This window comes from Alphaproteobacteria bacterium, assembly GCA_040905865.1.
Classification (GTDB): Bacteria; Pseudomonadota; Alphaproteobacteria; order UBA8366.
In genome coordinates this window covers 36,319-60,249 of record JBBDQU010000078.1, presented here as the reverse complement: position 1 = coordinate 60,249, position 23,931 = coordinate 36,319, and the positions used below count along the sequence as shown (strand labels likewise).

Here is a 23,931-nt window from a genome sequence, read left to right as displayed (position 1 = left end):
GGACCGGCCCATTTATTAAGGATTTTGCATGGCGCCTGCCGGGTTCGGGTAAGTAACGGTGACAGCTTACTAAATCCCCGATCCAGAAGCCAGATCATATCTTGTTTCCGACACCGGGCAAGGTGGAATGGCGGGCCTGACTTTAACATGCGCGCTTCCGCGCGGTGGAGTGGAAAATCTTGCATTTTTCAACGTTATATGATATTATTCCTTTTTATCCGGGCGGGGGCGTGCGTCGCCATCGCCGGCCGGTAGTGATGTGACAGTGGCGGGGCACGGGAACGTAGAACCGCCCCGAAGACGGCGGAAGCGCGGGGAAATGTTAAGCGATGTTAACCGATGTTAAGCGCCCCGCAATTTTTCGGCGCGGGTGGGCTGTCTCACGCCTGCCGGCAAAAGTCGGCGGCGGATAAGGGGGCGACATGCCGCAATGATAAGCGATGGTAATCGATGTTAATCGATGTTAATCGCCGCGGTACTTTTCCGGGGCGGCGGCTCAATTGACCGGGCTCATTCCGCCGCCTCGGGCAGGGTGCGCTCCTCTGCCCGGCCGTAGCCGCCGCCGGTCGGCGTGTGCAGCACGAAGACATCGCCCGGATGGACGGTCGCCGAATCCAGCCCGGACATTTCGTGGATGCCGCCATCGGCGCGTTCGACCCAGTTGCGGCCGACCTGCCCCGGTTCGCCGCCGGCCATGCCATAGGGGGGAATCCGGCGATGGTTGGACAGGACGACGACTTCCATTTCCTCCATGAAGCGGATGCGGCGATAGGTGCCGTCGCCGCCGCGATGCCGCCCCGCCCCGCCGGTGCCGCGCCGGACGCCGAAGCTTTCCAGCAGCACCGGGTAGCGCCATTCGAGCACTTCCGGGTCGGTCAGGCGGGTGTTGGTCATGTTGGTGTGGACCGCCGAGGCGCCGTCGAAATCCGGCCCCGCGCCGCCGCCGCCGCAGACGGTTTCGTAATACTGGTGGCGGTCATTGCCGAAGGTGATGTTGTTCATCGTGCCCTGCGCCGCCGCCATCACGCCCAGCGCGCCGAACAGCACATCGGTGACGCATTGCGAGGTTTCCACATTCCCGGCCACGACCGCCGCCGGGTAATGCGGCGCCAGCATGCAGCCGTCCGGCACGATGAAGGTGACCGGCTTCAGGCAGCCGTCGTTCATCGGGATCTCGTCGCCGACCAGCGTGCGGAAGACATACAGCGCCGCCGCCCGCACCACCGCCGTGGGGGCGTTGAAATTGGTCGGGCGCTGCGGGCTGGTGCCGGTGAAGTCCAGCGTCGCGCCGCGCGCCGCGTGGTCGATGGTGATCTTCACCTTCACCAGGCTGCCTTCGTCCATTTCATATTCGAATTCGCCGTCCTTCAGCACGTCGATGACGCGGCGAACCGATTCCTCGGCATTGTCGCGGACATGGCCCATATAGGCCTTCACCACGGCGAGGCCGAAATGGCCGACCATGCGGCGCAGTTCCTGCACGCCCTTCTCGTTGGCGGCGATCTGCGCCTTCAGGTCGGCGATATTCTGGTCCGGGTTGCGGGCCGGATATTTCGCCGCCAGCAGCCGGGCGCGGATATCGTCCTCCAGCAGCCGGCCGTTCGCGACCAGCTTGACGTTGTCCAGCAGCACGCCTTCCTCGTCCAGCGTGCGGCTGTCCGGCGGCATGGAGCCCGGCGTGGTGCCGCCGATATCGGCCTGGTGGCCCCGGCTGCCGACGAAGAACAGCAGTTCCCCGCCCGCATCGTCGAAGACCGGGGTGATGACGGTGACATCCGGCAGGTGGGTGCCGCCGTTATAGGGATCGTTCAGCACGAAGACGTCGCCCGGCCGGATATTGCCGGCATTGCGGTCGATCACGGTGCGCACCGCCTCGCCCATCGAGCCCAGATGGATCGGGATATGCGGCGCGTTGGCGACCAGCGCGCCGTCCGCATCGAAAACCGCGCAGGAAAAATCCAGCCGTTCCTTGATATTCACCGAATAGGCGGTGTTCTGCAGGGTGAAGCCCATCTGTTCGGCGATGGACATGAACAGGTTGTTGAAGACTTCCAGCATCACCGGGTCGCAGGTGGTGCCGATGGCCATGCGGCCGGGCAACGCGACGACGCGGGTCAGCACCAGATCGCCGCTGGCGCTCATTTCCGCCTGCCAGCCGGGTTCGACGACCGTGGTCGCGACGGATTCGCGAATGATCGCGGGACCGTCGATCTTCGCGCCGACCGGCAATGCATCGCGGTCATAGATCGGGGTATCGTGTTCCGCGCCCGCCATGTGCGACCGGGTGACGGCGAGCGGCGCCGCCGCGCCTTCCGTCGGCGGAGTCGCCGCCACGCCATCGGCCGCGGCGGCGCTGCCAATCACCTCGACCACGGCGGCTTCGACGACCAGCGGCTTTTCCTCCATCGCGAAGCCGTAGCGCTGGCGGTGCGCCTCCTCGAATTCGGCGACCATGCCCAGCGCGCCGCCCGCCGCGACGGGCAGCGCGGTATCGGTGCCGGCATATTTCAGATGCGCCCGGCGCAGCACGGTAATCCGTTCGTCCGGCACGTTCTGCGCATGCATTTCGGCGACCGCTTCGGCGGCCAACGCGTCCAGCGTTCGCGGCAGGATGCCGGCGGCGGCTTCCTCCAGCGGCGCCTCGACGGATTTCTCGCGCATGGTGCGCTGGTCCGCCAGCCCCATGCCATAGGCCGACAGCACCCCGGCGAAGGGATGGATGAACACCTTCTTCATGCCCAGCGCATCGGCGACCAGGCAGGCATGCTGCCCGCCCGCCCCGCCGAAACAGGCGAGCGCATATCCGGTGACGTCATAGCCGCGCTGGACCGAGATTTTCTTGATCGCGTTGGCCATGTTTTCCACCGCGATCTTCAGGAAGCCTTCGGCGACCTCCGCCGGGCTGCGGTCGTCGCCGGTCGCCGTTTTGATCTCGGCGGCGAGTTCGGCGAATTTCCGGTGCACCACGTCGCGGTCCAGCGGTTCGTTCTGGTCCGGCCCGAAGACGGTGGGGAAGAACTCCGGCTGCAGCTTGCCCAGCATGACATTGCAATCGGTCACCGCCAGCGGTCCGCCCCGGCGATAGGCCGCCGGGCCCGGATTGGCGCCGGCCGATTCCGGGCCGACCCGGTAACGGCTGCCGTCGAAGAAGCAGATCGAACCGCCGCCCGCGGCGACGGTATGAATCAGCATCATCGGCGCGCGCACCCGCACGCCCGCGACCAGCGTTTCGAAGGCGCGTTCGTATTCGCCGTCGTAATGCGCCACGTCGGTCGAGGTGCCGCCCATGTCGAAGGTGATGATCCGGTCGAACCCGCCATCGGTCGTGGTCTGTACCGCGCCGACGATGCCGCCGGCCGGGCCGGACAGGATCGCATCCTTGCCCTGGAACAGACGCGCATCGACAAGCCCGCCATTCGACTGCATGAACATCAGGTTCACGCCCTGCAGCTCGCCGGCCACCTGGTCGACATATCGGCGCAGGATCGGCGACAGGTAGGCATCGACGACGGTGGTGTCGCCGCGTCCGACCAGCTTCATCAACGGGCTGGCCTCGTGACTGCTGGACACCTGGGTGAAGCCGATCTCGCGCGCCAGCTTCGACACGGCGGTTTCATGCGCCGTGTAGCGGTAACCATGCATGAAGACGATGGCGACCGCGCGGATGCCGTCATCATAGGCCGCCTGCAACCCGGCGCGGGTCTTCTCCAGATCCACGGGGATGAGAACCTCGCCATGCGCGGTCACCCGCTCCGGCGCCTCGACCACGCGCTCGTAAAGCAGTTCCGGCAGGACGATGTTCAGGTCGAACAGCCGCGGCCGCGCCTGGTAGGCGATGCGCAGCGCATCATGGAACCCTTCGGTGATGACCAGCAGGGTGCGGTCGCCCTTGCGCTCCAGCAACGCATTGGTCGCGACCGTCGTACCCATTTTCACGACCTCGATATCCGCCCCCGGGATAGCGGCGCCGGGCGCGACACCCATCAGCTCGCGGATGCCTTGCACCGCCGCGTCACGGTAATGTTCGGGGTTTTCCGACAGCAGCTTGTGCGTCACCAGCGCCCCGTCCGGCCGGCGCGCCACCACATCGGTAAACGTGCCGCCGCGGTCTATCCAGAACTGCCAGCGCGGGTCGGTTGCGGTCATGCCATGGTCCCTGTTGAAATGAAGCCATGCAAAACATAAAACGATTTGTCGTCAAATTATCAAAGTTAATATTGCTCGCCGCCTGAAGCCGCCATGCAAAAGCCACAGACCGGGCCCATAAGCCCGTTGCGGCGCACGATAAATTTACAGTGGCGACATTGTCGCCCGATGCGGGAGGGTCTATCTAGATCAGATGCGGTGGGTTAAACACACATTACTGGCGCTGATCGCCCTGCTGGCGGGGCCGGTTCTGATACTCGCGGGAGGTGACGTTTTGGGCGGGGACTGGCGGACGGCGAGCCGCGAACCGGCGAATATCGCGCCGGATCCGGCCACGACAAACGAAGCCGTTGTCCAAATATACGGCGCGCGGACCTATAGCTGGCGCGGCGCCTTCGGCGTGCATACGTGGATTTCGGTAAAGCAGACCGGCGCGCCGGCCTATACGAACTACGAGGTAATCGGCTGGCGGAAACGCTGGGGCAACAGCGTTCTTGCCGTCCATAACGGCATTCCCGACCGGTACTGGTTCGGCAACAAGCCGGAACTGCTGGCCGAACTGCGCGGCAACGGCGTTGACGAAGTCATCAAAAAGATCGACGCGGCGGCGCGCTCCTATCCGTGGCAGGACGCCTATACCGTTTATCCGGGCCCGAACAGCAATACCTTCACTGCCTGGGTGGCGAAAGAGGTACCCGAACTGCGGCTGGACCTGCCGCCGACGGCGATCGGCAAGGACTATCTGGGCGATTCGCTGGTGGGCCGCGCACCGAGCGGTACCGGCTACCAGTTTTCCATCAAGGGGCTGTTCGGTGTCCTTGCCGCCGCGGAGGAAGGGCTGGAAATCAATATCATCGGGCTTACTTTCGGTGTCGATCCGATGAGCCTTGCGGTAAAGCTGCCCGGTATCGGAAGGCTTGGCTTGATTCCGCAGGTCAGCCGGGTAAAAGAGGGTGGCGACCATGGCACATCAGGCTTAAAGAAAACCGGAGCAGGTTCCCTTTAAACCTGTGAAGGTGCTATATCTTCAATAGGATAGAACAAATTCGCATGTTGAATCGCCACAGGCGATTCCAACCAACCATGATCTGATCTAGCTCCGGTCGGCCTGCAGGAAATCGTCTTATGAGTATCTGGGGTAAAATTTTGGGCGGCGCGGCCGGATTTGCGTTTGGCGGACCGCTGGGGGCGCTGATCGGCGCCGTGGCGGGCCATGCCGTCGACCGTTACCGGGCAACCCAGCAGGATGTCGAGGAGTACCCGGAACGGTCGATCGCCTTCACCATCGGCGTCATCGTGCTCAGCGCGAAGATGGCGAAATCCGACGGCGTCGTCACACGCGACGAAATCGATGCCTTCAAACAGGTGTTTCGGGTCCCGGCGGATGAAACCGCCAATGTTTCCAAGGTATTCAATCAGGCGCGGCGAGACAGCGCCGGCTTCGAGCCGTATGCGCGGCAGCTTGCCGGCTTGTTCCGGGACAACCCGGTCGTGCTGGAGGAACTGCTCAGCTGCCTCGCCTTCATCGCCCATGCGGACGGAGAGATTCATCCCGCCGAGGAGCGGTATCTGCGGGATGTCTCGACGATCTTCGCGCTCGACGAGGCCGCGTTCAAACGCGCGACCTCACTCAACCGCAAGCCGGATGAAAACGACCCCTACCAGCTTCTCGGCGTACCGCGCGACGCCGCCAATGACGACATCAAGGCCGCCTACCGGAAACTGGTGCGGGAAAACCATCCCGACCGGCTGATCGCGCAGGGCGTCCCGGAGGAGTTTATCGAAGTCGCCAACCGCAAGCTGGCGACCATCAATGGCGCCTATGACGTCATCCAGAAGGAACGCGGGTTCACCTGACCATGGCCGCGCCACCTCTTCTTGCCCTGCGCGCCGCCAGCGCCGGATTCGGCACCCGCACGCTGTTCACCGATATCGATGTCGCGATCGGGCGCGGCGAACGGATATGCCTTGTCGGCCGCAACGGCAGCGGCAAGTCGACCCTGCTGAAGGCGCTGGCCGGCGAAGTCGAACTGCTGTCGGGCGAGCGGTTCATCCAGCCCGGCACGCAGGTAACCTATCTGGCGCAGGATTTCGCGCCCGAACCAGGCCAGACCCTGTCGGAATATGTCGAAGCCGGGGGCGGCGAAACACACCGGGCAGCGGCGATGATGGACCGGCTGCAACTGGACCCCGCGCAGATCGCATCGTCCCTGTCCGGCGGCGAAGGGCGGCGCGCCGCCCTGGCCCGCGCACTCGCGACCGACCCCGATATCCTGCTGCTGGATGAACCGACCAACCATCTCGACCTGCAGACGATCGAATGGCTGGAGGACGAGTTGAACCGGTTCAAGGGCGGTCTGCTGGTCATCAGCCATGACCGCGCCTTCCTGACCAGGCTGTCCCAGGCCACCCTGTGGCTCGACAACGGAAAGATGCACCGGCTGAGCGCCGGATACGGCGGCTTCGAGGAGTGGTCCGACCAGATCATCGCCGACCAGGAACAGGAGCGCAGCCGGGTCGAACATTACCTGAAGGCGGAGTTGCGCTACATGCAGCGGGGCGTCACCGCGCGCCGCCGCCGCAACCAGCGCCGGGTGCGCAAGCTCGCCTCGCTGCGGGAGGAACGGGTCGCCCTGCTGCGTCCGAACCGGAAATCCGCCATCGCCGCGGATGCCGCGCCGACCAGCGGCCGCATCCTGATCGACGCGGACGGCATCTCCAAGGCCTATGACGGCAACACCGTTATCGATAATTTCTCGACCCGTATCCTGCGCGGCGACCGGATCGGCATCATCGGGCGCAACGGCGCCGGAAAAACGACATTGCTGAAGCTGCTGACCGGCGAACTGGCTCCGGACAGCGGCACCGTGAAACACGGCGCGCGGGTCACCATGACCCATTTCGACCAGCACCGCGCCTCGCTCGATCCGGATGCGTCGCTGTGGGACACGCTGTGTCCTGGCGGCGGCGACAGCGTCATGGTCGGTGACCGGCAGCGCCATGTAGTGGCCTATCTGCGGGATTTCCTGTTCGACGAAGGACAGGCGCGCAGCCCGGTTTCCAGCCTGTCGGGCGGCGAACGCAACCGCCTGGCGCTGGCCGTGAAACTGGCGCAGCCCTGCAACCTGATGGTGCTCGACGAACCGACCAACGATCTGGACATGGATACGCTGGACCTGCTGGAGGACATGCTGAGCGATTTCGACGGCACCCTCCTGCTGGTCAGCCATGACCGCGATTTCCTGAACCGGCTGGTGACCAGCATGATCGCCGTCGAAGGCGATGGCGATGTCGCGGAATATCCGGGCGGCTATGACGACTACCTGATGCAGCGGAACGCGCGGATCGAATCGCAGCGCCGCGACACGCCGAAAGCATCCGCCCCGGACCACCGCCAGGGCAGGACGGAACGGCTGAGCTTCAGGGAGAAGACAGACCTGGAACAACTGCCGGGCCGCATTGCGGCGCTGGAATCGGAAATCGCCGCGCTGGAAGAAGCGCTTGCCGATCCGCAACTGTTCGGCCGCGACCGCAAAAAATTCGAATCGTCCGCCGCCCGCCTTGACGCCGCCCGGCAGGAAAAGGACAAGGCGGAGGAACGCTGGCTTGAAGTGGAAATGAAGCGCGAGGCGCTGGAAGGCGCCGCCTGAATCAGATCGTGGATTGCTGGAATCGCCCATGGCGATCCGGCAATCCTGTGAAGGTGCGCGAAGGGAAGTCGCATGCCCAGGATCGCCGATCATCCATCGCCCAATCACGGACCGCGCGCGGCCGGTTCGGCCATCGATATGCTGGTGCTGCATTATACGGGCATGAAAACGGCCGAAGCGGCGCTGGCGCGGCTTTGCGATCCGGCGGCGCAGGTCAGCGCGCATTACCTGATCGACGAAGACGGCGCGATCCTGCGGCTGGTGGATGAGTCCCGCCGCGCTTGGCACGCCGGCGTTGCCCACTGGCGCGGGCACCGCGATGTAAACAGCCGCTCCATCGGCGTGGAACTGGTCAATCCGGGGCACGAACACGGCTATCGGCCCTTCCCCGAGACGCAGATGGCGGCGCTGATCGACCTTGCGGCCGGCATCGTCGCCCGCCACCCGATCCCGGCCCGCAACGTGGTCGGCCATTCGGATATCGCCCCTGGCCGGAAGACTGACCCCGGTGAGCATTTCGACTGGCGACGGATGGCGGACCGGAAACTGGGATTATGGCCGGAAGAATGTGACGCCGATATTGCCGCCGTCCCGGAAATGCTGGCGCAATACGGTTATGACGCGAAAAACGACGCAGCGCTTGCCGCATTCCAGCGGCATTTCCGGCCGTCGCGAATTGACGGGCAACCGGACGCCGAATGCGCCCGACTGCTCGCCGGATTGCTCAGACTGGTTTAGCTCGACACCGATACCGGCGCGACACGGCCAAGAAAGTCGATCACAGAATCCGCGAAGATATCGTTGCGGTCGCCCGCGACCATATGCGCCGCGTTCTTCACGTTCACGTATTCCGCATGCGGGCATTGTTTCAGGAAACTCTGCGCGCCTTCCTCGCTCAAGACATCGGACAACCCGCCCCGCACCAGCAGGGTCGGCAGGGTCAGCGTATCGGCACACTCGTGCAGCCGTTTGCGATAGTTTTCCATATTCTCCATGCTGCGGCGGCGCGCCGGGTCCCAGTGCCATTTGTATTTTCCATCGGCGCCAAGGCGGACATTCTTCGCCAGCCCGTCGAGGTTGCGCGGCCGCTTGCGATGCGGCTGGTAATTGGCGATGGCGGCGGCGACTTCTTCCAGGCTGTCGAAGCCGTCCGGCTTCTGATTCATGAATTCGCGAATTTTCAGCGCGCCTTCGGTTTCGATCTTTGGCGCCATGTCGACCAGCACCAGCGCCGCGGCATCGATACGCTTCTTGCCGATGGCGAGCAGGCTGACCCCGCCCCCCATCGAAGCGCCGACGAGAATGGGATTCAAGTTGCCCAGCGCCTTCGCGACGCAAAGCAGGTCCTCGACCATGAAATCCGGATCGTATTCATCCGGCGGCGCCCAGTCGGAGTCGCCGTGTCCGCGCGCGTCAAAGGCAACGGCGTGATAGCCTGCCTCGCCCAGCGTTTCACCGGCGCCTTTCCATGCGTGACGGGTCTGGCCGCCGCCATGCTGCAGGATGACAAGCGGCCCGTTCGGGTCGCCCCAGGTGTCTCCGGCAATGGTAATACCGCCATGACCGGTCCATTTATGCATGGGAACCGGAGTTCCGGGCAGACGTTCTCCTGCGCTCATATTCGCTGTATCCCTTGTCATTTCGACGATTGCGCCCCCGCGGGAGCCCGCAGGTGTACCAGTCTGCGACGAAAATTATGTTTGCGTCCAGAGGGATAATGAAAATGTTCGATAGCATTCGGGCGCTGGGGACATTATGTAGGGCCTGTCAGACGGTCGGATGGCTGCCTTTCGGCGTGGGAAACCGCGGCCGGGGGGAGGAAAGTCCGGGCTCCACGGAAACACGGTGCCGGGTAACGCCCGGCGGGGGCAACCCCAGGGAAAGTGCAACAGAAAGCGTACCGCCGGCATCGCCGCAAGGCCTGCCGGTAAGGGTGAAAAGGCGCGGTAAGAGCGCACCGCATCCCCGGCAACGGGGGTGGCATTGCAAACCCCACCGGGAGCAAGACCGAAAAGGGGCGGCATTTCGGCGTTTCGGCGCCGGAAGGCAGGTTTTCGGGCTGCCGCCCGGGTAGGTCGCACGAGGCATCCGGCGACGGACGTCCCAGATGAATGGCCATCGAACGCCCGAAAGGGCGGGAACAGAACCCGGCTTACAGACCGTCTGACATTTCTACAATTACGGGCACTGCCCGGTATGTGTATAAAAATCCGGTGCGACGGCACGTAGTGATTATTTGGATTTCAGGGTCGCGGAAATGGCAGAGTATCGCGCCGGAAACAGAGGAATGAAACCGAACCCGGCCATCGGGCCGCGAGTGCCGCCAATCCGAAACATCCTTGTCCTCGTCCTGCCGATTGTTTTCGGCGGCGGCATCGCCCACGCACAGACGGCGGCGGCGCCGGGAGATACCGAGTCCGTAAGGCAGGACATCGAGACCGTCCTGTCGGGCCGGGATTACCAGCGCCAGTTTCCCGTCACCCCGGCGCCGCCAGCACCGGAAACCCGCCCTGCCCCGATTCAGCCCGAGGCGCCTGATTTTCAGTTTGAAACAGATTTCGAAGGTTCGACCCGCCCCCTGCCCGACATGTTCCGATACATCGCCTGGACACTGATCGCGGCGGGTATCGTGTACCTCGTCTATCTTGCGATGCGGAAGATGCGGCGCGACCGGAAACGTCCCGCCGAAACGGAACCGGTCCCGGCCCGGACCGCAGTACAATCCGGCACGCCGCATTCCCCGCTGGATGAGGTCGAGCGACTTGCCCGCGACGGCGCGCTGGCGGACGCCGTCCATCTGCTGTTGTTGCGGTTCATCGAGGATATCCGGACACAGCAGGGAACCGCCGTGCAACCCGCGCTGACGAGCCGGGAGGTCGTGGCGTCGGTATCACTGCCCCAAACTGCGAGGGCCAGCCTTGCGTTCATCGTTGCATCGGTCGAACGCACGCGATTCGGTGGCATGGAAATCGACCGGGACACCTTCGAGCAATGCCTCGAAGGCTACCGTAATTTCACGCGCCGCCAGGCCACGGTCCGCTAATGGCGAAACAACCTGTCTTTTCGCCGCGCACCGTCGCCATCCTGATCACCTGCGGTATCCTTGCCTTCGCGGGCGCGGCCTATTTCGCCATATCGGATGACCAGCCCGGGACAAGCGGCGCCAATGTGTTTTCGACGTCTGCCGTCGGACACCGCGCCTTCCTGGAATTCCTGCAACGGCGCGGCATTCCAACGGTCGTGAGCCGCAACAATTCGGCGGCGAAGGCCGGCGGGAAAGCGCTGCTGATTCTCGCGGAACCGAACCTGCAACCGGGCAGTTACGGGCTGGCGGACCGGACCCTGCTGATCCTGCCCAAATGGGCGGCGGACGCCGACCCTGCACACCCGGGCTGGGTTCGCGACGTCGCATTTCAGCCCCGGAAGTGGGTCGAGCATGTGATCCGGCAGTTCGACCCGAACGCGGTCGTGATCCGCGAGCCCGTGAAAATCGGCTGGAACGAAGCATCCGCCGCATCGGTTCGGCGATTCAATGGCGGGCGCGTCGATAATGACACCCTGACGAACCGAATCCGCGGCCGGGCCGTGCCGGAAATCGAGGGCCTTCAGTTGATCAGATCGTCGGTCATCGAGCCCATTGTTTCCGCCTGGGAGGGAATCCTCGTCGGCGCCGTCACGGTGCAGGGCCGGACGCTTTTCGTCGTTTCGGATCCGGACCTGCTGTCCAATGCGGGAATCGGTCGCGGCGATCATGCCGCACTGATGCTCGATATGATCGAGCTGATGCGGCCAAAGGACGGCACGGTCGTTATCGATGAGGTCATCCACGGATTTTTCCAGACCCCGAGCCTGTGGCGGACGTTGTTCAGATTGCCTTTCCTTGCGGCGACCGTCACCGCAATCGCGGCGCTCGGCATTCTGGTCTGGGCGGCGTCGAGCCGTTTCGGGGCGGCGCTACCCGCCCCGCGCCGCGGTACGGCAACGGAATCGGACCTGATCGAAAACGCGATCGACCTGTTGCAGCAGGCCGGCCATGAGCAGGAAGTCGCGCGCGCCTATCCCGGCATCGTGCTTCGTGAACTGGCGCAGCAGCTTCATGCGCCACGCCATATGAACGCGGCGGAACAAATCAGATGGATAGACCGTATCGGCGCGGCGCGCCGAATGGAACCGTCCTTTGAAGCATTGTACCGCGAGGCATCAGCGGCGCCCCTTTCGGGCGGACCCCGGCTGCTGCGCGCGATGCAGCGCCTACACCACTGGAAGCAGGAGATGATACATGGACCTAGACGGCATTAGGACGACAAGCGAGGCCTTGCGGGAGCAGGTCCGCAAGGTTGTCATCGGACAGGATACCGCCATCGACCTGATGCTCGTCAGCCTGCTGTCAGACGGCCATATCCTGATGGAGGGCGTGCCCGGCACCGCCAAGACATTGCTGGCGCAGGCGTTTGCGCATGCCCTGTCGCTGAAATTCGGACGCATCCAGTTCACACCGGATCTGATGCCGGGCGATGTCACGGGCACCAATCTTTTCAATTTCCAGACAAGCGCCTTCACCCTGACCAAGGGGCCGGTTTTCACGCAGTTGCTGCTGGCGGATGAAATAAACCGGACACCGCCCAAGACCCAGTCAGCCCTGTTGCAGGCCATGCATGAGCGCACCGTCACCATCGACGGGAAGACCTATCCGCTGGACGACGGATTCATGGTGATCGCCACGCAGAACCCGATCGAACAGCATGGCACGTACCCGCTGCCGGAAGCGCAGCTCGACCGTTTCCTGTTCAAGCATGTGCTGGACTATCCGTCGCGGGACGAGGAGCGCGCCATCGTCGAACAGCACGGCCAGCGCACCACGATGCCGGCGCTGGACGCGTTCGGCATGACCCGGGTCGCCGACCTCACGGTCCTGCAACAGATCCGGCAGGTCGTCACCGGAATCCGGCTGTCAGCCGACCTGATCGACTATATCGTCGATGTCATCCGGGCGAGCCGGGAGCACCCGTCACTGCAGTTCGGCGCCTCGCCCCGGGCCGCGAACATGCTGGCCATCGCCACGCGCGCCTATGCCGCCCTGCAAAGCCGCGACTATGCCATTCCCGACGACGTGAAGACGCTCGCCATTCCGGCGCTGCGACACCGCGTTGTCCTGGCGCCGGGCGCGGAAATAGACGGCACGAATGCCGATCAGGTCATCAGGGCCATCCTCGACCAGGTACCGGCGCCGCGCTGATGCTGCCGACGCTTCGCGCCTTCATTGTCTTTGCATCGGGTGTCCCGCTCGGGTTTGCCCTGATTCTCGCCGACGAGACATTGTGGCCGCTGGCGTTCGGTTGCCTTGCCGTCGCTGTCGCCATCACCGGATGGGATGCTGTTCTTACGCCGCGCGTCGGCGTGTTTGCCATCGATGTGCAAATACCCGGCGTGCTCTATGTCGGCGACCGTGACGTCGTGACGATTGCGCTGTCCGGCATCGCGCTGCGTCATCCGACAACAGTGACGCTGGCCTGCGACACCGGCGGCACACTCCAGCCGCCGCCGCATCAGCATTGCCGGATGATACCCGGCGAATCATGCGAATTACGGATCCCTCTGGTGCCGAACCGACGCGGGCATGCGGCGATTCAGCGTCTCTGGCTGCGCTGGCAGGGCCCACTGGGCCTTGTCGAGCGGCGCCACATCCGCGAAACGGATGCATCGGTGCCGATTGTCCCGAATATCCGGGCGGTCCGCGGCGCCGCCCTGACGCTATCCGTGCGGGACGCCACATTCGGAATCAAGACCCAGCGCCAGTCCGGCGAGGGAACGGAATTCGATGCCCTGCGCGAATACATGCCGGGACTGGATCACCGCTCCATCGACTGGAAGCATTCGGCGCGCCACCACAAGCTTGTCTGCAAGGAATTCCGGACCGAGCGGAACCACCAGATCATCCTGGCGTTCGATACCGGACACCTGATGAGCACGCCCTTGCACGGCATTCCGCGGCTTGATCACGCGATTAATGCCGGGTTGCTGCTTGGCCACGCCTCGCTGCGTCACGGCGACCGCATCGGCGTCTTCGGTTTTGACGCACAGACCCGCGTCTCCGCGGAGCCCTTTGGCGGCGTCCACGAATTTCCGCGGCTGATGCGCCTGACATCGGACATCGAATACCATCAGGAAGAAACGAACTTTACCCGGGGCCTGATGGAACTGATGACGCGCCTGAAACGGCGCTCGCTCATCATCCTGCAAACGGAATTCGTCGATACGGTGACGGCGGAACTGATGGTCGAGAACCTGCAACGGCTGGCCGCGAGGCACCTCGTCATCTTCGTGTCGATGCACGATCCCCGGCTGCACACGCCTCCGGAAAAGAGCCCCCGGACCCTGAAAGACGTCAATCGCATGGTTGTCGCCGACGGCTTCCTGCGCGAGCGCCGCACGGTTTTCGAACGGCTGCGCCGCATGGGTATCCATTGCATCGATGCGCCAAGCCATGCGGTCGGCGCCGAACTGCTGAACCGGTACATTCACATCAAGCGACTGGAACTTATCTGACATGGCGGAACCAGAAGCGCATCTCCGAAGCTACAATTTCCGCCGCGAACGCGAAGAAGGCTGGCGCGACCTCGACAGCCTGGTGCAGCGGGTGCAGCGATCAGGCCTGTCGAGCCTTTCCGCGCAGGAGTTGCGCCGCCTTCCGGAACTATACCGTTCGGCCATTTCCTCATTGTCGGTCGCGCGCAGTATTTCGCTGGACCGGAATGTCGTCGCTTATCTCGAAAGCCTCGCGGTTCGCGCCTATTTCTGCGTCTACGGCGGTCGCGAGTCGCCGGGCGCGGGAATACGGCGATTTCTGGTGCGCGACTTTCCCGCGGCGGTCCGCGCGGCACGATGGCATATCGCCGCCGCTTTCGCGGTCCTGGCCTTCGGCGGTATCGTGGGCTTCGTGCTGACGGCGAACAGCCCGGACTGGTATTACAGTTTCGTCTCCGAATCGATGGCCGGATTCCGGTCCCCGACGGCGGAAACCGGCGACCTGCGCGCCGCCCTTTACGAAACCGACGACACCGCCATCGACAGCCTCAATCTCTTCGCCAGTTTCCTGTTCAGCCACAACGCAAAGATCGGATTGTTGAGTTTCGCGCTCGGCTTCGCCTTCGGCGTTCCAACCGTGCTGCTGCTGTTCGTGAACGGCCTCACCCTGGGAGCATTCGCCGCGCTCTACGCGTCGCGCGGGCTCTCCTGGGACCTCTGGGCCTGGCTGATGATCCATGGCACGACGGAATTGCTCGCGATGGCGTTATGCGGCGGCGCCGGGCTTGTCCTGGGAGGCGCCCTCGCCTTCCCGGACCGTTACAGCCGGCTGCATAATCTCGCGGTGAAAGGCCGCATGGCCGCCGTGGTCGCCATCGGCGCCGTCGGGCTGTTTTTCGTGGCGGCGCTGCTCGAAGGGTTTGCCCGCCAGCTCGTCACCGACGGCATTTTCCGCTACGGCATCGGCGGCGGCGTATTGCTGGCCTGGCTGGCATATTTCGCCTTTTCGGGACGGGAGGCAGGCCGTGACGCCAACTGACCCGCCCGCCAGCATGCGCGCCGGCGCAGTTCGCGAGATCGTCACCCCCGAAGGCCTGGCATTACGGGTCCGGCTCGCCGCCCGCGGGGATCGCTTCTTCGCCGTCCTGATCGATATAGGCATCATTTTACTCGGCCTGGCCTCAATAGTGCTGATCGCCATCGCAATTTTCCCCGATACCGGCGGAAAATGGGCGATGTCGCTGGCCATTGTCCTGTCTTTCGGCATACGGGGCTTTTATTTCATCTTCTTCGAACTGAGATGGCAGGGCACGACGCCGGGGAAGCGGCTTCTCGGCCTGCGGGTGATCGATCGCAACGGCGGGCGGCTGCTGCCAGGCGCCATCTTTGCCCGGAACCTGATGCGAGAGGTCGAACTCTTCATGCCGGTCACCCTGCTGATGTCGGTCCATGGCGGCAACGGTTTCTGGGTCAATCTGCTGACGCTGTCATGGACAGGGATGCTGATGGCGCTGCCCTGGTTCAACCGTGACAGGCTGCGCTGCGGCGATATCGTCGCCGGCACCTGGGTGGTCGAAACGCCGAAAACCGCATTGCTGCCGGATATCGCGGTATCGGAAACCGACAAGTCTCATCGGACGGCCATCCGTTTTACCCCCTCCCAGCTGTCGGTCTACGGCGTGTATGAATTGCAGACGCTGGAAAAGGTGCTGCGGCAGGACGCGCCGGACACCGTCGAGTCCCGGGCCGCCATCGCACGGACGATCCAGGCCAAAATCGGCTGGACGCCATCGGATGAACATCCGGTCGACGCATCGGATTTCCTGCGGGCCTTTTACGCGGCCCTTCGCGGCCATCTGGAGCACAGCGCCTTGTTTGGAAAGCCGCGGGCGAACAAATTCGACCGCCCCTGACGCGGCGGTATAAATAAGTCAGATTCACGCCTTTAATCGAATACCGCTGCAATGTGCTCCGTGCCGACGCCTTCTTTGGTAATCCGCAAATCGTGATAGCTGACAGCAATCGTCACCGCGGACAGCGCCGCGAAAAAAGCCTGGACAATCAGCAGGATAATTGTCGCGCCAATTGGCATGCCGGCCGTTTCATGGTTCATGGTTGCCACCAGCGGCCCGACCACGATCATTTCGATCACGGCGCTGATCAGCAGGATAACCGCGATCACACCGAGTACGCGCCAGCGATAACCGTCGGTCAATTCGGCGCTGCGGCGCAAACTGGCCACTATGCCGGGCCTTTCGACAACCGCCGCCGGCACGGCGACCCACAGGACGGTGAATGCCAGAATTCCAGGGACAATCAGCAGCAGCATTCCCGCGAGGGTTATCAGGCCGGCCAGCAGGCTTACGCCGATCACGGGTAACAACAGGCCGAGGCCTTTCACGACCGATTCCATCGCCGTCGCGTGACCGCCGCGCAGCTGGATGATTGTGCCATATACCAGCGTGGCGGACAGCAGGCTCGTCGACAGGAAATGCACGACGAAGGTGGCTAACGGAACCATTGCATCCACGGTGACGTCACCACCCGCTTCGACGGAGGGTTCCGGCGACGCCAGCAATAACGGAAACTGTGAAGGCAGCATGAATATCAGCGACAACAGGATGAACGGACCGAAATTCTTGAAGAGCACCAGAAAGCTGCGCCGTATCACGGCGCCGATTTCAAAATCCGTTATCGGCATCGGCCCCAGACCCGCTCCACCCTGACTCATCTGTACATTCCTCCGTTGCCGCCATTTCCGCTACGCCCTTGCAGTCCATCGCCAAAATTCAAGAACTAATACTCGTAACCACCACTTTCAGGACAGCGCGCAAACATAGAATACAGGCATCGACCCCGATACCAAACCGTCCTTGTGGCGGAAAAATCCAAATTACACGCGCCAATAAATATGTCGCGAAAAGAACATTATAGGAACATATATTGAACCCGATTCGCAAAATATCATTTATTCATCGGGGTCCCACAAGTCCTTGTAGGTGTATTTAATGATGTCGCTAAAACTGGATTCTTGAAAGAGAACAGAATAGACGCATTTGTTCTCGCGCTTTTACTGCACGTTGCTTGACTTCCCAAAAAATTCCATGATACTCCATAAAGTACCATGAATTGTCATGGCGGACATATAATCCGTCCTACCTAACGGGTCCGCACCTCCGGCAAAGATAGCATGTAACCCGGTGGTGGAGAATGCGGAAATCGGGAACGGGAATGCTGTTATTCACGGGAGAACACCGAAACAAGGTCGACAGGAAGGGACGTGTTTCCCTGCCGGCCGATTTTCGTGCCGAACTCCCGGAAGGAGACGGCCGGTATATTTACATTTACCCGTCGCCGAAATGGGAAACCGCGCTTGAAGCGATAGACCGGGCGCAACTGGAAGCCCTGACCGAAAACATCGATTCCTTCGGCAAATACACCAGGGAACAGGAATATTTCACGACCACTATACTGGGCCGGGCGCGCAAACTGAGCATAGACGGCGAGGGCCGTATCGTCCTGCCGGAAGACTTCCGCAACGCCGCCCGGATCGAAGAAACAGCGGTATTCATCGGCGCCGGAAGGCAGTTTCACATCTGGCAGCCGGAGCTCTATGCAGCCTATGCAGCCGGAGTCAATCGGACATCGCCGGACTATACCCTGCCGGCCGCGCCGCGCGGAGCTCCGGCATGACCGCATCGGACCGTCATATCCCGGTCATGCGGGACGAGGTGCTGGCCGCGCTGGATCCGGCGGACGGCCGGGTCTACCTCGATGGAACCTTCGGCGCCGGAGGCTATTCCCGCGCAATACTGGACGCGGCGGACTGCACAGTCTGGGCCTGCGACCGCGATCCGGACGCCATTGCGCGGGGACGGGAAATGGCGCGCGAATATAACGGTCGACTGACCCTGCTGCACGGCCGGTTCGGGGACCTGCCGAAACTGCTGGAAAACGCCGGAGCCCCGGCGCTGGATGGGGTCGTATTCGACCTTGGCGTATCGTCCCCGCAACTGGATAACGCCGCACGCGGGTTTTCATTTCGCGGCGACGGCCCACTGGACATGCGTATGGCGCAGGAGGGCCCCACTGCCGCCGATATCGTCAATGAATTCGACGAGCGGGAACTGGCCGTCCTGATCCGGCGCCTGGGCGAAGAACGGCACGCCCGACGCATCGCCCATGCCATTGTTGCGGCGCGGGAAACGGGTCCCATCACCCGGACCCTGCAATTGGCGCAGATCATCCGCGATGTCATGCCGCGCGCCGCCGACGGTATCGACCCCGCAACCCGGACCTTCATGGCGCTGCGTATCCATGTGAATGACGAACTGGGCGAACTGGACCGCGGCCTTGTGGCCGCGGAACATCTGTTGCAGCCGGGCGGCAGGCTGGTTGTCGTCAGTTTCCATTCCCTGGAAGACCGCCGGATCAAGAATTTCCTGCGGGTCCGCTCTGACGAAGCGCCGCGCGCCTCGCGTCATGCGCCCGAAGCGCCGCATCGACGCGCGCCGTCCTTCACGCTTCTCCACCGCCGGGGCCTGACCCCGTCCGAAACCGAAACGCGCGCAAATCCGCGAGCACGGTCCGCACGGATGCGGGCCGCTTGCCGAACAGCGGCGGCGGCATGGCCGATGGAGGACGCAGCATGAGAAGCACTGCCATTTTCATCTGGATAGGTCTTGCGGGTATCGCGGGCTTCGCCCTGTTCAACATCACTTTCAAGGTTGAGCAATTGCAAAACGATCTCAGCCGGTTGAACAAGCAGATCCTGCGGGAGCAGAACGCCGTCCATGTCCTCCGTGCGGAATGGAGTTATCTGAACCGGCCGGAGAATATCGAGAACCTCGCGCGCAAGTATCTGCCCGACCTCCAATACCCGGAAACCTCGCAGGTCGGCGGGCTGGAAGATCTCGTCGATACGCCGGCCCCGACACTTGCGGTCGAAACGACGCGCGGGACACCCGTCAGCGCTTCGGCGGTCAGGAGCGTACGATGATTTTCTCCCGGCGCAGGCACCTGTCGAAGCGGCGGCGTAATTCGCAGCGTGCCGGCACCCGGCCCTGCGCAGCCCATACGGACAAGCGGAACGCCCATGTCCTGGAGGTCAGCCATAGCCGTATCGTATTCACGGGCGCGATGCTCATGCTCGCGTTCGTTGCGATTTCCGTCCGGCTGGTCGATATCGCCCTGTTTCAGGAGGCCCGGGAGCCAAAGACCGCACACGCCACGCATATCCAGGCGATGCGCATGGACCGGTCGAATATCGTGGACCGGAACGGGGTCCTGCTGGCCACCAACCTGAACACCGCCTCGCTGTACGCCAACCCGCGCAAGATTATCGATGCGGACGATGCCGCGCGCCAGCTTGTCCGGGCGCTGCCGGACCTTCGCGAAGCCGAAATTGCGCGATCCCTGAAAACCGACCGGTCGTTCATCTGGCTGCAGCGCAACATGACCCCCCGCCAGCAGGCCAGGGTTAATGCGCTCGGCATTCCGGGGCTGTATTTCCAGAGCGCGGAAACCCGCGTCTATCCCAACGGGCCGCTGGCCGCCCATATTCTGGGCTATGTCGATATAGACAATCGCGGCATCGCCGGAATAGAGCGGTCCTTCGATCCATCGTTGCGTGACAACAATACGCCCCTGCAACTGACCATCGACACTCGGGTCCAGCATGCCGTGCAGAGCGAATTGACCCGCGCAATGACGGAATTCAACGCGATCGGCGCCGCAGGCATCATCATGGATGTCAGCAATGGTGAAGTCCTCGCCATGGCCTCGCTGCCGGATTTCGACCCCAATAATGCCGGCACGGCCCTGCCCGATCAGAAATTCAACCGCACAACGCTGGGTGTCTACGAATTGGGATCGACGTTCAAGATTTTCACCGCGGCCATGGCGCTGGATTATGGCGTCGTAAAACTGAGCGGCGGCTACGACGCCACCGAACCTATCCGCGTGTCCAGGTTCCTCATCCGTGATTACCACGCCAAGAAGCGCTGGCTGTCGGTTCCGGAAATCTTCATGTACTCGTCCAATATCGGTGCGGCAAAAATGGCGCAGGATGTCGGCGCCGAAGCGCAGCAGGAATTCTTCGGCCAGCTTGGCATGCTGCGGCAGGCCAACATCGAATTACCGGAAGTCGGCTCACCGATCACGCCGTCGCCATGGCGTCCGGTGAATACGATGACGATTTCCTATGGCCACGGCATGGCCGTCAGCCCGCTGCAACTGGCGTCCGGAGTCTCTGCGATGGTCAATGGCGGCCTGGTCCATCGCCCCACCCTGATCCGCAAGGATTCGACCGAACCGCCGGAAGGCAAGCGGGTGATTTCGGAACGGACCTCGTCCGAAATCCGGCGGCTGATGCGGCTCGTCGTCCAGAACGGCACCGGCAGGAACGCTTCCGCCGAAGGCTATGTCGTCGGCGGGAAAACCGGCACGGCCGACAAGCCGGGCAACGGCGGCTATCGGCGGCGATCCCTGATTTCATCGTTCATCGCCGCCTTTCCGATGCATGCGCCGCGTTACGTGGTTCTGGTGATCCTTGACGAACCGCAGGGCAACAAGCAGACCCATGGCTACGCGACCGGCGGTTGGGTCGCGGCCCCGTCCGTCAAACGACTGATTGAACGCACGGCACCATTGCTTGGCGTCCGTCCGGTCGATGAGACATCGCCGGAAATTCACGAACTGCTGGATATTCAACTCAACCGGGAGGGGCGCCAGCTTGCGTCTTACTGAGCTGGTCAACGGAGATAATGTGACGACGGCGACGATCCTGCCCGATACCGAAATCATCGGCCTTACCGCCGACAGCCGCGAGGTACGCCCGGGATTTCTGTTTGCGGCGTTGCCCGGTACGGTTCATGACGGCCGCGACTATATCGGGCAGGCAATACGAAACGGCGCCGCCGCGGTTCTTGCGCCCCCCGGCTCCCGTCCGGCGGAAGCCCCTGACGCGCTGCCCGTTATCATCGATCCGAATCCCCGCCGCCGCCTCGCTCTCATGGCGGCGCGTTTCTTTCCAGAACAGCCTGCCACCATCGTTGCGGTAACCGGCACCAACGGGAAGACGTCGGTTGCGAATTTTGCGCAGCAATTCTGGACGCTGGCGGGCCATCGCGCCGCCGCGCTGGGCACGCTGGGCGTCACCGCGCCCGGATGGGCGGGCGGTCCGGGACTGACGACGCCGGATCCCGTTAAGCTGCATGAAACCCTCGCCGCGTTGAAAATGGCCAATATCGACCGCCTGGCTGTCGAGGCGTCGAGCCACGGGCTCGACCAGTACCGGCTGGACGGCGTGCGTGTCGCCGCCGCGGCGATCACCAACATAACGCGCGATCATCTGGATTATCACAAAACGATGGACGCCTATCGCGACGCCAAGCTGCGGCTGTTCGCGGAACTCGTGGACGACGGCGGCGTCGCTGTGGTTGACGCCGATTCAGACCTGTTTGAACCCGTCGCCAGAATCGCGCGCCACCGTAATCTGACCCTGCTGACCTACGGTCGGAAAAGCGGAGACATCCGCTGCGTCAACGCGGTTGCGCAGGGTGGCGGCTGGCGGTTGTCCCTTTCCGTCCATGGCCGGCCATTCGACGTCGCCTTTCCCCTGCCGGGAAATTTCCAGGTTTCCAATGCGCTCTGCGCCCTCGCGCTGGTTACCGGGTGCGGCGCGGACATGGATGACATGGTCCCATTTTTGGCACAATTGCACGGCATAGCGGGCCGCATGCAGATTGTCGGACACAGAACGAACGGCGCGCCGGTCATCGTCGACTACGCGCACACGCCCGACGCGCTGGCCACCGTACTCGGCGCGGCGCGCGCCCATGCCGCCGGCCGGCTGGTGACGGTATTCGGTTGCGGCGGCGACCGGGATGCAGGCAAACGACCGCAAATGGGCGCCATCGCCGCAGCCCTGGCCGACAGGGTCATCGTCACCGACGATAATCCGCGCAGCGAAATTCCGGCGGCCATTCGGCGCGGAATCCTCGACGCCTGCCCACTGGCGACGGATATCGGCGACCGGCGCGAAGCGATCCGAACCGCCATTGCCGGGCTTGAGACAGGCGACGTTCTGGTCATTGCCGGCAAGGGCCATGAACAGGGCCAGACGATCGGCACCCGTATCCTGCCGTTCGACGACATCGAGGTCGCACGTGGCGCGATCCGCGACATTGACGGGGCTACGGCATGACCGCGCTGTGGACATCCAACGAAGCGGCCCAGGCCACCGGCGGCAGGACTACGACATCCTGGCAGGCATCCGGCGTGTCCATCGACAGCCGTACGGTGCAGGCCGGCGATCTGTTCATTGCCATAAAGGGCCCGAACATGGACGGCCATGCCTATGTCCGTGACGCATTTTCCGCCGGCGCCGCGGCCGCCATGGTGGCGGATTCGGTGGACCATGGCGGACCGCTGCTGACGGTGCCCGATACCGAGAACGGCATGACCGCGCTGGCCCGTCACGCGCGTGATCGCAGCGCCGCCAGAATCGTCGCCGTTACCGGCAGCGCAGGAAAAACCGGCACGAAGGACGCCCTTGCGCTGGTGCTCGGCCGGCAGGGCAAAACCACCGCGACCAGCGGCAACCTCAACAACCATTGGGGTCTGCCGCTCAGTCTCGCGCGACTGCCGCGCGACGCAAGGTTTGGCGTATTCGAAATGGGCATGAGCGCGCCCGGCGAAATCGCGCCGCTCTCCCGGCTGGCCCACCCGGAGGTTGCGATTATCACCAATGTGGAATCGGCCCATCTGGAATTCTTCGATTCCGAGGAAGGAATTGCGGACGCCAAGGCGGAAATTTTCACCGGCATGGACCGCGATGGCACCGCCGTACTGAACCGTGACAACCGTCATTTCGAACGCCTGCGCCGCCATGCGGACGCGGCGGGCATTCGCAATATCCTGACCTTCGGTGTCCATGACATGGCGGATTTCCGGCTCGCTGCCGCCGACGTCCAGCCGGCGCACAGCCGGGTTTCCGCCCGCATTCCGGATCGGGACGTTACGTATACAATTGGCGCGCCGGGCCGCCACTGGGCGCTGAACAGCCTCTCCGTCCTGGCCGCCGTCACCGCGCTGGACGCGGATGTCGATGCCGCGATGGCGGCGTTGACGGACGTTTCCCCGCCAAAGGGCCGGGGGTCGCGAACGAATGTCCGCCTCGATGGCGGCAGCTTCCTGCTGATCGACGAAAGCTATAATGCCAGCCCCGCCTCTATGCGGGTGGCGTTCGACGTGCTGGGCACGGCGCCGGGTCGCCGCATCGCGGTGCTGGGCGACATGCGGGAGCTGGGGCCGCAGGCGCCTGAACTGCATGCCGGGCTGGCGGAAAGCATCACCGGCAACAATATCGATCTCGTCTTTCTCGCGGGCGAAAACATGGCCCATCTGGCTGCGGCGCTGGGACATGACCGGTGCGCCGCGCATGGCAGCGACAGCGCCGCGATCCTGCCGATTGTCCGCGATGCGATCCGTCCCGGCGACGTCGTGATGGTCAAGGGGTCATTTGGCAGCAATATGGCGCCGGTCGTTGCGGCGCTGGCGGCGCTGGATCGCGATGCCGATGCCGAAGCAATGGCAGGAGGGCGCTAGG

The 23,931-nt window shown here is 63.4% G+C and carries 19 protein-coding genes and 1 other RNA gene; 17 read left to right on the top strand and 3 right to left on the bottom strand.

The features are described 5' to 3' along the window. Positions 1 to 510 precede the first annotated feature (510 nt). The gene (locus WD767_18395) at positions 511 to 4,146 is read right to left on the bottom strand and encodes a hydantoinase B/oxoprolinase family protein (protein ID MEX2618062.1); all 3,636 of its coding nucleotides are present in this window, start codon (positions 4,144 to 4,146) and stop codon (positions 511 to 513) included. A gap of 193 nt (positions 4,147 to 4,339) precedes the next feature. Here WD767_18395 and WD767_18390 point away from each other — a divergent pair, with 193 nt between their 5' ends. From WD767_18390 to WD767_18375, 4 genes are all read left to right on the top strand, one after another. Then, on the top strand, positions 4,340 to 5,152 hold the full coding sequence (locus tag WD767_18390) for a DUF3750 domain-containing protein (protein ID MEX2618061.1): 813 nt from the start codon (positions 4,340 to 4,342) through the stop codon (positions 5,150 to 5,152). Between the two features lie 119 nt (positions 5,153 to 5,271). Next, a complete protein-coding gene (locus WD767_18385) occupies positions 5,272 to 6,003 on the top strand; it encodes a TerB family tellurite resistance protein (GenBank protein MEX2618060.1) in 732 nt (243 codons plus the stop codon). A 2-nt stretch (positions 6,004 to 6,005) separates the two neighbouring features. Beyond that, a complete protein-coding gene (locus tag WD767_18380; GenBank protein MEX2618059.1) occupies positions 6,006 to 7,796 on the top strand; it encodes an ABC-F family ATP-binding cassette domain-containing protein in 1,791 nt (596 codons plus the stop codon). Between the two features lie 72 nt (positions 7,797 to 7,868). Next, positions 7,869 to 8,534 carry an N-acetylmuramoyl-L-alanine amidase gene (locus WD767_18375; GenBank protein ID MEX2618058.1) on the top strand — a complete coding sequence of 222 codons (666 nt, stop codon included), beginning with the start codon at positions 7,869 to 7,871 and terminating at the stop codon, positions 8,532 to 8,534. Here the strand turns inward: WD767_18375 and WD767_18370 are convergent. After that, positions 8,531 to 9,376 (bottom strand): alpha/beta hydrolase, encoded by an 846-nt coding sequence (locus tag WD767_18370; protein ID MEX2618057.1) that lies wholly within the window; start codon positions 9,374 to 9,376, stop codon positions 8,531 to 8,533. The genes WD767_18375 and WD767_18370 overlap by 4 nt on opposite strands. Before the next feature lie 187 nt (positions 9,377 to 9,563). Between WD767_18370 and rnpB the strand changes: the two genes are divergently transcribed. The 7 genes from rnpB (at position 9,564) to WD767_18335 (ending at position 16,234) form a co-directional block, all read left to right on the top strand. After that, an RNA gene (gene rnpB, locus WD767_18365) (RNase P RNA component class A) lies at positions 9,564 to 9,967 on the top strand. Between the two features lie 116 nt (positions 9,968 to 10,083). Continuing rightward, positions 10,084 to 10,839, top strand: a complete 756-nt coding sequence (locus WD767_18360; protein ID MEX2618056.1) for a DUF4129 domain-containing protein — start codon at positions 10,084 to 10,086, stop codon at positions 10,837 to 10,839. Continuing rightward, positions 10,839 to 12,095: a DUF4350 domain-containing protein gene (locus WD767_18355; GenBank protein ID MEX2618055.1), complete on the top strand. Its 1,257-nt coding sequence runs from the start codon at positions 10,839 to 10,841 to the stop codon at positions 12,093 to 12,095. Before WD767_18360 ends, WD767_18355 begins: the two co-directional genes overlap by 1 nt. Continuing rightward, positions 12,076 to 13,032 (top strand): MoxR family ATPase, encoded by a 957-nt coding sequence (locus WD767_18350; protein MEX2618054.1) that lies wholly within the window; start codon positions 12,076 to 12,078, stop codon positions 13,030 to 13,032. Before WD767_18355 ends, WD767_18350 begins: the two co-directional genes overlap by 20 nt. Then, positions 13,032 to 14,342, top strand: a complete 1,311-nt coding sequence (locus WD767_18345) for a DUF58 domain-containing protein (protein ID MEX2618053.1) — start codon at positions 13,032 to 13,034, stop codon at positions 14,340 to 14,342. The genes WD767_18350 and WD767_18345 overlap by 1 nt, the downstream gene beginning before the upstream one ends. 1 nt (position 14,343) lies before the next feature. Continuing rightward, positions 14,344 to 15,360 (top strand): stage II sporulation protein M, encoded by a 1,017-nt coding sequence (locus WD767_18340; protein ID MEX2618052.1) that lies wholly within the window; start codon positions 14,344 to 14,346, stop codon positions 15,358 to 15,360. Further along, positions 15,347 to 16,234: an RDD family protein gene (locus tag WD767_18335; protein ID MEX2618051.1), complete on the top strand. Its 888-nt coding sequence runs from the start codon at positions 15,347 to 15,349 to the stop codon at positions 16,232 to 16,234. The genes WD767_18340 and WD767_18335 overlap by 14 nt, the downstream gene beginning before the upstream one ends. Before the next feature lie 32 nt (positions 16,235 to 16,266). On the opposite strand, the gene WD767_18330 is transcribed toward WD767_18335, so the two are convergent. Next, on the bottom strand, positions 16,267 to 17,052 hold the full coding sequence (locus WD767_18330; protein ID MEX2618050.1) for a hypothetical protein: 786 nt from the start codon (positions 17,050 to 17,052) through the stop codon (positions 16,267 to 16,269). A gap of 500 nt (positions 17,053 to 17,552) precedes the next feature. Between WD767_18330 and WD767_18325 the strand changes: the two genes are divergently transcribed. Genes WD767_18325 through murF form a run of 6 tightly spaced genes read left to right on the top strand, consistent with a single transcriptional unit; the run spans position 17,553 to position 23,930 of the window. Next, entirely contained in the window at positions 17,553 to 18,014 is a 462-nt protein-coding gene (locus WD767_18325; protein ID MEX2618049.1) for a division/cell wall cluster transcriptional repressor MraZ, read from the top strand. Then, positions 18,011 to 18,973 carry a 16S rRNA (cytosine(1402)-N(4))-methyltransferase RsmH gene (gene rsmH / locus WD767_18320; GenBank protein MEX2618048.1) on the top strand — a complete coding sequence of 321 codons (963 nt, stop codon included), beginning with the start codon at positions 18,011 to 18,013 and terminating at the stop codon, positions 18,971 to 18,973. The genes WD767_18325 and rsmH overlap by 4 nt, the downstream gene beginning before the upstream one ends. Next, positions 18,970 to 19,320 (top strand): hypothetical protein, encoded by a 351-nt coding sequence (locus WD767_18315; GenBank protein MEX2618047.1) that lies wholly within the window; start codon positions 18,970 to 18,972, stop codon positions 19,318 to 19,320. The genes rsmH and WD767_18315 overlap by 4 nt, the downstream gene beginning before the upstream one ends. Next, entirely contained in the window at positions 19,317 to 21,068 is a 1,752-nt protein-coding gene (locus tag WD767_18310; GenBank protein ID MEX2618046.1) for a penicillin-binding protein 2, read from the top strand. The genes WD767_18315 and WD767_18310 overlap by 4 nt, the downstream gene beginning before the upstream one ends. Then, positions 21,055 to 22,527 carry a UDP-N-acetylmuramoyl-L-alanyl-D-glutamate--2,6-diaminopimelate ligase gene (locus tag WD767_18305; GenBank protein MEX2618045.1) on the top strand — a complete coding sequence of 491 codons (1,473 nt, stop codon included), beginning with the start codon at positions 21,055 to 21,057 and terminating at the stop codon, positions 22,525 to 22,527. Before WD767_18310 ends, WD767_18305 begins: the two co-directional genes overlap by 14 nt. Continuing rightward, entirely contained in the window at positions 22,524 to 23,930 is a 1,407-nt protein-coding gene (gene murF / locus WD767_18300; protein MEX2618044.1) for a UDP-N-acetylmuramoyl-tripeptide--D-alanyl-D-alanine ligase, read from the top strand. Before WD767_18305 ends, murF begins: the two co-directional genes overlap by 4 nt. Position 23,931: the final 1 nt, after the last annotated feature.